Raw genomic sequence first — 12803 nt, forward strand, 5'->3', positions numbered from 1 at the left:
CGGAACCCAGCGCATCGGTGGCCCGCAAGGCTCACCACACAGTGACAGATCATTGTTGCGAAAGGACTTTTTCTACAGATACAAAAAAGGCCACTCTTTCGAGTAGCCTTTTTTGATGTTTGGTTGCGGGAGCCGGATTTGAACCGACGACCTTCGGGTTATGAGCCCGACGAGCTACCAGACTGCTCCATCCCGCGTCTGTGTGGCGGCATTCTATAGAGAATCGCTGGGGTGTCAACCGTTAATCCAGAAATGAATCAAATAAGTGTGAGAAAGGGCAAAACAGCAGGCGCAGGGGCGTAAGTTTCGGAATCACAACGATTTCTCTTGTCCACGTGCTCTAGGCGGCCATGAGGGGGGAGAGGGGGCCTTAGGACAAAACTGACGCGCACAAAAAAGGCCACTCTTTCGAGTAGCCTTTTTTGATGTTTGGTTGCGGGAGCCGGATTTGAACCGACGACCTTCGGGTTATGAGCCCGACGAGCTACCAGACTGCTCCATCCCGCGTCTGTGTTGGCAATTCTATAGAAATGCGCGGGGGTGTCAACCTGCAATTTTGATAAAACCTGTTCCTGTTCAATCGCTTAGCTGCAAATTGGGACGCTCGATCGGCCTGAGAGGCAGGCCTGGCAAGGCCTGCGGCTCTATTAGAGGTAACTTTTCGATTGAGAAAATAAATTTATGGTGGTTCGCCTACGACTGAAAAGAACCGTCAAGGTACTGGTGCTATATACAGTTGTCAGTGAGATACTGTTTTTTCCTACATCGCGTGACGCTATTTCTACTCCATGAACACCGCGTTGAAATGACCCAGCGAAAAATCATCCACGTCGATTGTGATTGCTTCTACGCCGCCATCGAGATGCGGGACGACCCGCGCTTGGCTGGAAAGCCCCTGGCGGTCGGCGGGTCGGCGGACCGGCGCGGGGTGATCGCCACCTGCAACTATGAAGCCCGGGCTTATGGCGTGCGCTCAGCCATGTCTTCGGGGCACGCATTGAAGCTGTGTCCGGACCTGACGATCGTCAAGCCACGAATGGACGCCTATAGAGAAGCGTCCAGGGAAATTCACACGATCTTTCGCGACTACACCGAGATCATTGAGCCGCTTTCTCTGGATGAGGCTTACCTCGATGTGTCGGACAGCGCGCATTTTGGCGGCAGTGCGACGCGAATTGCCCAGGACATACGCCGGCGCGTCTCCAATCAGTTGCATATCACCGTCTCCGCTGGCGTGGCCCCCAACAAGTTTCTGGCCAAGATTGCCAGCGACTGGAAAAAGCCCAACGGGTTATTCGTGATCACCCCGGATCAGGTCGAGGCGTTTGTCAGCGGTTTGCCGGTGAGCAAGCTGCACGGGGTCGGTAAAGTCACTGCCGAAAGGCTGGGCAAGCTCGGTATTGTCGACTGCTCACAGCTACGCGAGTGGGACAAGTTGGCTTTGGTGCGCGAATTCGGCAGCTTTGGCGAGCGACTCTGGAGCCTGGCACGTGGGATCGATGATCGCTTGGTCCATAACGACAGTCGCCGCCAGTCCATCAGTGTCGAAAACACCTACGACGTTGACTTGCCGGACCTGCGCAGTTGCCTGGAAAAACTGCCGGAGCTGCTGGATACCCTTGCATCCCGCATGGCGCGAATCGACAGCAGTTATCGGCCGGGCAAACCCTTCGTCAAAGTGAAATTTCATGATTTCACCCAGACCACGCTGGAGCAGGCGGGGGCGGGGCGGGATTTGGGCAGTTATCAGTTGTTGCTGACGCAGGCGTTCAACCGTGGCGGTAAGCCGGTGCGGTTGCTGGGCGTAGGGGTGAGGCTGGAGGATTTGCGGGGCGGGTTTGAGCAAATGGAGTTGTTTGAGCGTTAACAACCTTAAAGTCAAAAGATCGCAGCCTACGGCAGCTCCTACATGAGCGCGCGTTCCCCTGTAGGAGCTGCCGCAGGCTGCGATCTTTTAAAAGGCCTTAGTTCGGTCCCGGATCCGCCACCAGCCGCCCGGCATCCTTGGTCAAGGACTTGAGGAATTCGGTCTGCAGCTCCGGGTCGTTGCGAGTCAGTTCGATCAGGCTCTGTTCAAGCTCGGTGGCTTCTTCCTCCAGGCCCAGCTCCGACAGGCGCTTGACCCGGTGAACCCACTGGCTCACTTCGTCATCTTCAAGGTCGTCGTAAATCAAGCCGTGGGCTTCGAGCAACTTGCCGCGCAAGGTGTTGCTCAGTGCCAGCGACGAATCGCTGTGCACATCGTCCTTGGCGTCCTGGACGTTGATCTGCAGCTTGCTCAGGTGATTGAGGTCATGTTCGGCGAACGGGCTGTCCAACAGGTTCAGGCGCAATACGCCATTCTTGTCGGTGCTCAACTGGAAGGTTTCCTTGCCAGCCTTGACTTCGACGGGGCGCTCGCTCCAGGGCAGGCTCGAGTACTCCGTGCGCTTGTCGAGCTGCACTTCGTCGATGCCCGCCAGGTTCTGCTGGGCGCGTCCATGGGACTGCACGTTCATGAACGGGTTGAGCCCGGCGAAGCCGTAGCTGAACCAGTCCCTGGTCATGCTGTCTGGCAGATTGCCCAGGGCAAACACGTTGGCCATATTGGCGCCGACCCCGGCCACCACCGCGACCGCGCCCAGCGGGATCTCATAGACCTCCCGCCAGGGTTGGTACGGCGTGTAGCGATCGTAATGGCGGGTAACCTCGAACTCGGTGACTTCGAAAGTCTTCTGCTCGTGGATTTTCACCCGGCGTTGAGGCAGCTCAAGCACCTTGGGCTCACCCACATCGATCTGCAGGCTGTGATCAAGCAGTTTGCGCTCGATGCGTTCCTCGTGCTCGCTGCGTTGTGACATGTGATTGGCACAGCCGCTGACCAGCAGGGTGCCGCACAGGGCGGCACCACCGAGGCCTAAGGTGTTTCGCTTGAACATGACGTCTCTATCTGGTTTCAGCGGCGGATACGGGCCTGAAGGAAAGGCAGCACGTCGGCGACCGGCAGCGCTTGCGGCTCGGCCTCGGTACGGCTCTTGTATTCCAGGTTGCCTTCGGCAAGGCCGCGGTCACTGACCACGATCCGGTGAGGAATGCCGATCAGCTCCATGTCCGCGAACTTGATGCCCGGGCTGGTTTTCTTGTCGCGGTCGTCCAGCAACACTTCAAAGCCTGCCGCAGTCAGTTCTGCATACAGCTTGTCGGTGGCTTCGCGAACCAGGTCGGTTTCGTAGCGCAGGGGTACCAGGGCAACCTGGAAGGGTGCCAGGGTGTCGCTCCAGATGATGCCCTTGTCATCGTTGTTCTGCTCGATGGCAGCCGCAACCACGCGGGAAACGCCGATGCCGTAGCAGCCCATTTCCAGGGTGACCGGCTTGCCGTTTTCCCCCAGTACTTCGCACTTCATCGCCTTGCTGTACTTGTTGCCCAGCTGGAAGATGTGCCCGACTTCGATGCCGCGCTTGATTTCCAGGGTGCCCTTGCCGTCCGGGCTTGGGTCGCCGCTGACCACGTTACGCAAGTCGGCCACGGTCGGCACGGGCAGGTCGCGTTCCCAGTTCACACCGAAGTAGTGCTTGTCGTCGATGTTGGCACCGATGCCGAAGTCGCTCATCAGCTCGACGGAACGGTCGATGATGATTGGCAGCGGCAGGTTCAGCGGGCCCAGGGAACCGGCGCCGGCACCAATGGCGTCGCGCAGTTCCGCTTCGGAAGCCATGACCAGCGGGCTGGCGACGCCAGGCTGGTTGGCGGCCTTGATTTCGTTCAGCTCGTGGTCGCCACGGATGATCAGGGCAATCAGCTTGCCTTTCTCTTCAGCGTGCACCACCAGGGTCTTGATGGTCTTTTCAATCGGTAGATTGAATTTTTCCACCAGCGCGGCAATGGTCTTGGTCTCTGGCGTGTCGACCAGGCGCAGCTCTTCAGCCGGTGCCGGACGGGAAGTCTCACGCGGCACGGCTTCGGCTTTCTCGATGTTCGCCGCGTAGTCGGAACCGTTGCTGAAGACGATATCGTCTTCGCCGGACTCGGCCAGTACGTGGAACTCGTGGGAGCCGGCGCCGCCGATGGAGCCGTTATCGGCCTCAACCGGGCGGAACTTCAGGCCCAGGCGGGTAAATACGTTGCAATACGCCTGATGCATGCGGTCGTACGTGACCTGCAGCGATGGCTGGTCGGCGTGGAACGAGTAGGCGTCCTTCATGATGAATTCGCGACCGCGCATCAAGCCGAAGCGCGGACGGATCTCATCACGGAATTTGGTCTGGATCTGATACAGGTTGATTGGCAGCTGCTTGTAGCTGCTCAACTCGTTGCGCATCAGGTCGGTGATGACTTCCTCGTGAGTCGGGCCGGCGCAGAAATCGCGACCGTGGCGATCCTTGAAGCGCAGCAATTCAGGGCCGTACTCTTCCCAGCGCCCGGATTCCTGCCACAGCTCAGCCGGTTGAGTGCTCGGCATCAACACTTCGAGCGAGCCGGCGGCGTTCATTTCTTCGCGAACGACGGCTTCGACCTTGCGCATCACTCGCAAGCCCATCGGCAGCCAGGTATACAGGCCCGAGGCGAGTTTGCGGATCATGCCGGCGCGCAGCATCAGCTGATGGCTGATCACGACCGCGTCGGAAGGCGTTTCTTTCTGTGTGGCAAGCAAAAATTGACTGGTGCGCATGGTTGGCCGTTATCGATTGCTGATGACGAGAAATGACGGAGCATTGTACGGGCGAGTTCCGCTGCCGTACAGGCGTGCGGTCGGTGCGGTGGCAGGAGGACGGGATTGACCCCGTCCTCTGTAGGATTTCTGCGCGTGTTCCCTACGATTCTTCCGCGACCTGGGTAGGCGCCGGCTCCGATTTCGGTGTCGGACCGGCGCGACGGTTCTCCTGGAACCAGTGCAAGGCGATCAGCAGGAGCGTCGGAACCCCGAGCAGGGCGGTGATCAGGAAGAAGTTGTGATAGCCGAACTTCTCTACCATGACGCCTGAATAGCCGCCGATCAGGCGCGGCAGCAAGAGCATGATCGAGCTGAGCAGAGCGTATTGGGTGGCGGAGAACTTGAGGTTGGTCAGGCTCGACAGGTAGGCAACGAACGCCGAGGTCGCCAGGCCTGAACTGAAGTTGTCCAGGGAGATGGTGAGGACCAGCATGTTGAGGTTGGCGCCCATGTCGGCGAGCAACAGGAACAATATATTGGTGCCCGCCGACGCGACACCACCAATGAACAGGATCGGCAAGATGCCAAAGCGCACGATCAGCAGGCCGCCCATGCCGGCGCCCACCAAGGTCATGATCAGGCCGAAGATCTTGCTGACGCTGGCGATCTGGTCCTTGGTGAAACCCTGGTCGATGTAGAACACGTTCGCCATCACGCCCATCACCGTATCGGACATCCGGTAGGTGGCGATCAGCCCCAGCAGCAGCAGCGCTTGCCAGCGATAACGCAGAATGAAGTCGTTGACCGGCGTCAGTACGGGAGCCAGGCCGCGACGGCCCATGGCCGACAGGCACAGGGCGGTGAGTGTGGTGTAGAGGATCGCGCGCAGGAGCGCGCGGTCTTCGAGCAGCAGGTCGAGCAGGCTCACGCCTTCGAACAGCACGCTGGCAAAGTCGGTGTTATAGAGCTGGGTAAACATGGCCGGCACGGACACCAGCAGTACGATCAGGACGAAAACCGAGGCCAGTTGATGCACAAAGCTGTAGCGCCCGGCCTGCAATTGCGTGCGCAGAGGCACCGCAGGTTCACGCATGAACAGCGAAGTGAGCAATGCCGGCACCATCAAGGCGCCGAACAGCAGGTAAGTGCCAGCCCATGCCGAATGCTTGTAGTTGAAGCCGGTTGAACCGAAGCCCTCGGCGAAGAACAGCGCGCCGGCCGTGGCCAGCAGTGCTGCTATGCGATAGCCGGACATATAGCTGGCGGCGAGCGCTGCCTGGCGACTGTCTTCGGCGATTTCCAGTCGGTAGGCGTCCACTGCAATGTCTTGCGTCGCCGAGGCGAAGGCGACGACCACTGCGATGGCGATCAGCCAGGACAAATGCTTTTGCGGGTCACAGAAGCCCATCCCGACCAGGCCAAGAATGACCAGTGCTTGCGACAACACCAGCCAGGAACGTCGTCGGCCGAGTTTGCCGAGCAACGGCAGGCGCCATTGGTCGAGCAGGGGGGACCAGACCCATTTGAAGGCATATGCCAGTCCGATCAAGCTTGCATAACCGATGGTTTCGCGCGCCACACCGGCTTCACGCAACCAGACCGAAAGCGTCGAGAACACCAGCATGTAGGGCAAGCCGGCGGCGAAACCCAGCAATAACAGTACGAGCGTCGAAGGGCTGGCATAGGCAGCAAGCGCGGCGCGCCAGGTTTTACGGGGCATGGGCTGGAGTCTGCCTCAAGAAATACGGAAACAAAGCGCGCACTCTAACCGCTGTGCTCTACCGGGCGCCACCCATGACGCTGAATATCAACACGATTGTTCTGGATACTGATGCCCTCCATGCGCAGTCGCGCGCGCTGTTCGTCCCCGGATGGGCTTCCTGCGGGCAGGCTCAGGCGCCCGCCGGCACCGAGTACGCGGTGCCAGGGCAATTTGCTGTCGCCGGGCAATTGACTCAATGTCCTGCCGACCCAGCGAGCGGCGCGTCCCAGTCCCGCCAGTTCGGCGAGTTGACCATAACTCACGACCTTGCCTTCGGGTACTTGCGCGAGCGTCAGGTACAGCGCCGTGCGTCGGATTTGCGCGGCACTCTCGGGTTTTTCGGTCAGCTCGATCACGTTCGCAGTTCCTGAAGTCGTTCGCAGTACCGTCTGTAGAGTAAATGCTGGATTGCCAGTTGAGAAATGAACTCAATAGAAAAAGTTGGGTCACTCCTTGCTAGGGTCTTATTCCTGAGGATAATGCCGACTTTTTTTCGCGAACCTGAGCCTGTATTTGCTTATGTTGTCCAGAACCTTGCTATGCCTCGCTGTCGTCAGTGCTTCCACTCCCTTGCTCGCGGACACCGTCTGGTTGAAGAACGGTGACAAGCTGAGCGGCAAGATCATCCTGTTCGACGGTGGCAAGCTGTTGGTCCAGACGGAGTACGCCGGTGCCGTGCCGATCGACTGGAAACAGGTCAAGACCCTGGAAAGCGATCAGGAGCTGCTGGTCAAGCAGGACGCCTACACCGGCGAGAAGGCCAAGTCGCTGCACGCGGCGGAAGATGGCAAGGTAACCCTGGAAAACGGCGAGGCGCCCAAGACTGTTGAGCTGGCGAGCGTCCAGCAAATCCTCAAGCCCAAGCCTGTGGTCGAGGATCTGGTGTGGAAAGGCAATATCGATGCGGCGCTGGATTATCAGCGGGCAGACAAGGATACCGACGACTACGACATCGACTTCAAGACGACGGCGCGCCATGGTCGATGGAGGCATATTGCGGAAGGCGAGTACAACCGCGAATTCCAGGATGACGTGGTGACTACGGACAATTGGCGGGGAGAATACTCGCTAGACCGTTTCCTGACGGAAAAATGGTTCTGGCAAGGTCGCCTGGTGTACAAGCGTGACAAGGTCGAAGACCTCTCCCGCCAGCGTACTGTCGGTACCGGTCCAGGTTATCAATTTTGGGATAACGAGCTGGGGGCATTCTCCCTGGGCTCTCTGATCAACCGCACTGATTACCAATTCAGCGATGGCAGCAAGGAAAACTTCTACTCTGTCGCGATGAAGTGGGACTACAACCGTTACCTGATTGGCAAGAAAGTGGAGTTCTTCACCAATGGCGAGGTGGGCAAGCCGTTGTCGGGCGTGGCTGAGTATGCACTGGATGCCGAGATGGGCCTGCGTTACAAGGTTACGGACTGGGCGTCGCTAAACCTCAAGGCCGAGCGAGATATTATCGACGGAACTGACGATGCCGATCTGGACAAGACCCGCTACACGGCAGGATTTGGCGTGACCTGGTAAGACGCATAAAGATCGCAGCCTGCGGAAGCTCAGAGGATTGATGTACATCCGGTAGGAGTTGCCGCAGGCTGCGATCTTTTTTGGCCTGCGAAAAACCTGCAGGCACAAAAAAGCCCCGCTTTTGAGAGCGGGGCCTTTTACTAAAGCAAGTACAAGTTAGATAACTTGAACTTCTTCAGCTTGCATGCCTTTCTGACCGCGGGTAGCGATGAAAGAAACCTGTTGGCCTTCTTTCAGGCTTTTGAAGCCGTCGGATTGGATAGCTTTGAAGTGAACGAACAGGTCGTCACCGGATTGTGGAGTGATGAAGCCGAAGCCTTTTTCATCGTTGAACCACTTAACGGTACCGGTTTGGCGATTAGACATGGTGTAACTCCTTGAACAAAGATAACTGCGACTCAGGAAGAACCCTGGCCGAGACTGAGTGCAAAGAGCAGGAAAAATTCTTGTAGATGGTTGGATCGAAATTCAACATATCGTGTAGAGATTCTCAGTGACACAAGCAGCACAGTGGCGCCACCTTAACCCTTTTTCCGGAACGTGCCAATGCTTCTTGCGAAGGTTTATCTGTTTTAAGGATCGACGGTGTGACGCTTCGTCGCCATTGCAGGTAATTCCTGGCTGTTTGGCGAGAATTGCAGCGCGGACTTTGAACCCGGCGGCGCGCCCGGTAAGATGCCGGACAGATTTTTTCGACCTCGCTATTCAGGACACCCGCCATGAGCATCAAATCGGACAAGTGGATTCGCCGCATGGCGCAGGAACACGGCATGATCGAGCCTTTCGTCGAGCGCCAGATGCGCGGCAGCGATGACAGCCGCGTGATCTCCTACGGCGTGTCCAGCTACGGCTACGATGTGCGTTGCACCAATCACTTCAAGGTGTTCACCAACATCAATTCGGCGATCGTCGACCCGAAAAACTTCGATGCCGGCAGCTTCGTCGACATCCATAGCGACGTGTGCATTATTCCGCCGAACTCCTTCGCCTTGGCCAGCACCGTCGAGTACTTCCGCATCCCGCGTAATGTATTGACCATTTGCCTGGGTAAAAGCACCTACGCGCGCTGTGGCATCATCGTCAACGTCACGCCGCTCGAGCCTGAGTGGGAAGGTCACGTGACCCTGGAGTTCTCCAACACGACCAACCTGCCAGCGAAGATCTACGCGAACGAAGGCGTCGCGCAGATGCTGTTCCTCGAATCTGACGAAGAGTGCGAAGTCTCCTACAAGGACCGTGGCGGCAAGTATCAGGGCCAACGTGGCGTCACCCTGCCACGCACCTGAGTCAGCCGTCCGACGAACCTTGGGAATTCCTGGGCGAGCGTACACTCTATGGAATGTACTGTTCCGATTCGCGTAAGGCGGATCGGGCCATCGCCCAGGAGTGCTTTATGAAGATCGATCCGCGTATAAGTGCCGAACTGGCAAGGCTTGAGCCCAATCAGGTTGGCGTCCTGGCCTGGTCCTTGTTGGCACATCCGCCCGTCAGCATGGCGGGGGGCATCCCCGGCCAACCTGATCCTGATACGCCCAATGAACAACCGAGCGAACCCGGTGAGCCGACCCTGCCGGATGAGCCACCTCCCGCGCCAGTTGTCTGAGACCCGCTGCCTTCTTCTGTAGGAGCGAGCATGCTCGCGAAGAACGTGAGGGCGCTGAGTTTTCCAGAAAGCCCGCATTAACGTTAACTTCCATCGCGAGCAGGCTCGCTCCTACAGGGACACCGGCCAGATTTCGTCGTCGCCGATGACGAAAATCCTACAGTCGTCGTCCTGTTCCACCAGATAACCTCCGGTAAACGCCCCGAAGGCCGGTAGCAGGCTGATGTCCCCGCCCAGTCTGAAACATGGCAGCCGCAGGCTCTGCCGACCCCGACCGTTGAGTCGATAAACTGGATGCACGTGACCGGCGAGTACATGTCGATCCGCATGCGGCTGGGGTTCGTGCTGCAAAGCGAACGGCCCCAGCAGCAACGGCTCAGGCACCACTCGAATGTTCAGCGAGGCCGGCGGGTCCCCGGCACGCTTGTCATGGTTGCCGCGAATCAGCGTCATGGCCAGCTTGGCATTGCGTGTTCGCCAGTCAATCAATGCTTGCAGCGTGGCGCTGGCATGGGAACCCGGTCCGTGAAGAAAATCGCCTAGGAAAATCAGCTGTCGGCAGGGCAATGTGGCCAGCAGTTCGTCAAGCACGGCGATGTTGCGGCGGGTGGTACCTTGGGGGACTGGTTGGCCAAGGCTTCGGTAAGCGGCGGCCTTGCCGAAGTGCACGTCAGCGATCAACAACGCTTGCTGAGCAGGCCAGTAGAGGGCTTTTTCCGGCAGCAGCCAAAGCTCTTCGCCGGCCAGTCGCACGGGGTAGGGCGTACTCATCAGGCTTTCCCTGTTCCGGCTGTTATCTCAAGGTCGCTGACCATGCGTCGGATGCGGTCGGCGAGTTTTTCTGAACTCATGCTCTCTCTCATACGTTCCACCAGCAGCGGAAACCCGAGGGGTGTAGGACGTTTGACTTGATGCAGGTCGAGACGTAGCTGACTGATGTGCGCCAACGTCTGTTCCAGGCGATGAATATCCAGTTCCTCGCGCAGGACTTCTTCTCCGGCCTGGGCCAATAGCAAATTGCCCGCGTCGTACTGTTTGAACACTTCGAAAAACAACCCGCTCGAGGCTTGAACCTGGCGTGTGCTCTTGGCTGCACCGGGGTAACCGGCGAACACCAGTCCGGCGATCCGGGCTATTTCCCGAAAGCGCCGCAAGGCCAGCTCTCCGGCATTCAGGCTGGCGAGTACGTCCCTGAGCAGATTGTCTGGGCTCAACAAGTCCGGACTCAGGGCTTGCACCCAGTCCACCGGGGTGGCACTCAGCAATTCCAGCCCGTAATCATTGACCGCGATGGAAAACGTCACGGCTTGCTGCTGACTGACTCGCCACGCCAGCAAGCTGCCCAGGCCCAGATGCACCTGACGGCCGGCGAAGGGATACAGGAATAGATGCCAGCCCTCACGGGACTTCAACGCCTCGGCCAGCAACGATTGCGACGTTGGCAAGCCAGACCAGCGTTGCTGTACCTCCAGCAGCGGGCGCAATGCCTGCATTTGCGGGCCGCTGAACTCGCCGCGCGCCGCCTCACTAAAGCGCGTGACCACCGCTTGCGCCAGCTCATTGGAGAGGGGCATGCGACCGCCATTCCACCGCGGCACCGCGGCTTTCTTTACGGTGCTGCGTTTGACATAGGCGGTCATGTTTTCCACGCGTACCAACTCCAGCAGCCGCCCGGCAAACAGAAAGCCATCGCCCGGCTTAAGTCGCGCGATGAAACCTTCTTCAACACTGCCCAGTTGTTTGCCGCCGCCGCCCTTGCTCCAGAATTTCAACTGAATGCTCGCATCGCTGACAATCGTGCCGATGCTCATGCGATGGCGGCGGGCCAATCGTGCATCGGGTACACGCCAGATTCCCTGTTCATCCGGCTCGACCCGGCGGTAATCCGGATAGGCTGTCAGGGAAAGCCCGCCGTGACGTACGAAAGCCAGCGCCCAGGTCCAATCCGCCTCAGTGAGATCACGATAAGCCCAGGTGGTGCGTACCTCATCAAACAACTGATCGGGCACAAAACCGCCACCCAGTGCCATGCTGACCAGATGCTGGACCAGCACATCCAAGGGTTTATGCGGTGATATTCGAGGTTCGATCCGTCGCTGCGCCACTGCATCCTGTGCCGCTGCGGCTTCGATCAGCTCCAGGCTGTGCGTCGGCACCAGCGTCACCCGGGAAACGCGTCCCGGCGCATGCCCGGAACGCCCGGCGCGCTGCATCAGGCGGGCCACGCCTTTGGCCGAGCCAATTTGCAGCACCCGTTCCACTGGCAGGAAATCCACGCCCAGATCCAGGCTGGAGGTGCAGACCACGGCTTTGAGGTGACCTTCCTTGAGGGCACTCTCCACCCAGTCACGGGTTTCACGGGACAGCGAACTGTGATGCAACGCGATCACCCCCGCCCAGTCCGGTCGGGCTTCAAGCAACGCTTGATACCAGATTTCCGATTGCGCACGCGTATTGGTGAAAACCAGGCTGCTGGCGCTGTCATCCAGTTGCGCGACGACCTGCGGCAACATTTTCAGGCCGATATGTCCGGCCCATGGAAAGCGCTCGATCGCGGGCGGCAGCAGCGTATCAACCTGCAGTTTTTTATCCGTCTGGCCTTGAACGTTGATACCGCCGCCCTGTGGGATTAATACCTGCTCGGCGTGGTCCTGATTGCCCAGCGTCGCGGAAACGCCCCACACGATCAATTGCGGGTTCCAGCGGCGCAGGCGGGCGAGCGCAAGTTGCAGTTGCACGCCGCGCTTGTTGCCGAGCAATTCGTGCCATTCGTCGACCACGACCATGCGCAAGGTCGAGAGTGCTGTGTGTGCATCCGCTCGGGCGAGCATCAACGTCAGGCTTTCCGGGGTGGTGATCAGCGCGGTAGGCAAGCGTCGGCTCTGGCGTGCACGTTCGCTGCTGCTGGTATCACCCGTGCGCAGGCCGACGTTCCAGGGGATCTGCAAGTCGAGCAGCGGCGCCTGCAGTGCGCGGGCGGTGTCGGCAGCCAGGGCGCGCATCGGGGTTATCCAGAGAGCGGTCAGGGGATCGGCTACGGGTTTTCGTTTGCGTGGTGTTTCAACCGCAGGTGCAGAGCGTGCGAAGCGATTGAGCGCGCCGAACCAGACCGCATAGGTTTTGCCGGCGCCGGTGCTGGCGTGCAGCAGACCGGATTGTCCTTGTTTGACGGCTGCCCACACCTGTTTCTGAAAGGTGAACGGCTTCCAGCCGCGAGCGGTGAACCAGCGTTTGGCGAAGTCGGTGGTGGTTCCCATACCGGCGGCGTGCGCTCTGAG

General features: G+C 59.0%; 11 protein-coding genes and 2 tRNA genes. 4 read left to right on the top strand and 9 right to left on the bottom strand.

Features of this window, described 5'->3' with window-relative positions:
* Positions 1 to 120: 120 nt before the first annotated feature.
* A tRNA-Met gene (locus HGP31_RS06215) sits at positions 121 to 197 on the bottom strand.
* 233 nt (positions 198 to 430) lie between these two features.
* Positions 431 to 507: transfer RNA gene (locus HGP31_RS06220), tRNA-Met, on the bottom strand.
* A gap of 298 nt (positions 508 to 805) precedes the next feature.
* Here HGP31_RS06220 and dinB point away from each other — a divergent pair.
* Positions 806 to 1867 carry a DNA polymerase IV gene (dinB, locus tag HGP31_RS06225; protein WP_168757324.1) on the top strand — a complete coding sequence of 354 codons (1062 nt, stop codon included), beginning with the start codon at positions 806 to 808 and terminating at the stop codon, positions 1865 to 1867.
* Between the two features lie 97 nt (positions 1868 to 1964).
* Here dinB and HGP31_RS06230 read toward each other — a convergent pair whose 3' ends face one another.
* The 4 genes from HGP31_RS06230 to HGP31_RS06245 all read right to left on the bottom strand — a co-directional run bounded on the left by HGP31_RS06230 (position 1965) and on the right by HGP31_RS06245 (position 6778).
* Positions 1965 to 2918: a hypothetical protein gene (locus HGP31_RS06230; RefSeq protein WP_168757325.1), complete on the bottom strand. Its 954-nt coding sequence runs from the start codon at positions 2916 to 2918 to the stop codon at positions 1965 to 1967.
* Between the two features lie 17 nt (positions 2919 to 2935).
* Complete coding sequence (locus HGP31_RS06235) at positions 2936 to 4651, bottom strand: proline--tRNA ligase (RefSeq protein ID WP_020797098.1); 1716 nt, start codon at positions 4649 to 4651, stop codon at positions 2936 to 2938.
* 142 nt (positions 4652 to 4793) lie between these two features.
* On the bottom strand, positions 4794 to 6353 hold the full coding sequence (locus tag HGP31_RS06240; protein ID WP_168757326.1) for an AmpG family muropeptide MFS transporter: 1560 nt from the start codon (positions 6351 to 6353) through the stop codon (positions 4794 to 4796).
* 44 nt (positions 6354 to 6397) lie between these two features.
* Positions 6398 to 6778: an MGMT family protein gene (locus HGP31_RS06245; protein ID WP_218646588.1), complete on the bottom strand. Its 381-nt coding sequence runs from the start codon at positions 6776 to 6778 to the stop codon at positions 6398 to 6400.
* Positions 6779 to 6914: 136 nt separating this feature from the next.
* Between HGP31_RS06245 and HGP31_RS06250 the strand changes: the two genes are divergently transcribed.
* A complete protein-coding gene (locus tag HGP31_RS06250; RefSeq protein ID WP_033045526.1) occupies positions 6915 to 7922 on the top strand; it encodes a DUF481 domain-containing protein in 1008 nt (335 codons plus the stop codon).
* 156 nt (positions 7923 to 8078) lie between these two features.
* On the opposite strand, the gene HGP31_RS06255 is transcribed toward HGP31_RS06250, so the two are convergent.
* The gene (locus HGP31_RS06255) at positions 8079 to 8288 is read right to left on the bottom strand and encodes a cold-shock protein (RefSeq protein WP_002554837.1); all 210 of its coding nucleotides are present in this window, start codon (positions 8286 to 8288) and stop codon (positions 8079 to 8081) included.
* Between the two features lie 353 nt (positions 8289 to 8641).
* Between HGP31_RS06255 and dcd the strand changes: the two genes are divergently transcribed.
* A complete protein-coding gene (dcd, locus tag HGP31_RS06260) occupies positions 8642 to 9208 on the top strand; it encodes a dCTP deaminase (RefSeq protein WP_007940589.1) in 567 nt (188 codons plus the stop codon).
* Positions 9209 to 9315: 107 nt separating this feature from the next.
* Positions 9316 to 9525: a hypothetical protein gene (locus HGP31_RS06265; protein WP_020797093.1), complete on the top strand. Its 210-nt coding sequence runs from the start codon at positions 9316 to 9318 to the stop codon at positions 9523 to 9525.
* A gap of 111 nt (positions 9526 to 9636) precedes the next feature.
* On the opposite strand, the gene pdeM is transcribed toward HGP31_RS06265, so the two are convergent.
* Together pdeM and HGP31_RS06275 are read right to left on the bottom strand one after the other, a co-directional pair.
* Positions 9637 to 10296 (bottom strand): ligase-associated DNA damage response endonuclease PdeM, encoded by a 660-nt coding sequence (gene pdeM, locus HGP31_RS06270; RefSeq protein ID WP_020797092.1) that lies wholly within the window; start codon positions 10294 to 10296, stop codon positions 9637 to 9639.
* Positions 10296 to 12782, bottom strand: coding sequence for a ligase-associated DNA damage response DEXH box helicase (locus HGP31_RS06275; RefSeq protein ID WP_168757327.1), 2487 nt, complete (start codon positions 12780 to 12782; stop codon positions 10296 to 10298). Before HGP31_RS06275 ends, pdeM begins: the two co-directional genes overlap by 1 nt.
* Positions 12783 to 12803: the final 21 nt, after the last annotated feature.

Source organism: Pseudomonas umsongensis (genome assembly GCF_012647205.1).
Taxonomy (GTDB): domain Bacteria; phylum Pseudomonadota; class Gammaproteobacteria; order Pseudomonadales; family Pseudomonadaceae; genus Aquipseudomonas; species Aquipseudomonas umsongensis.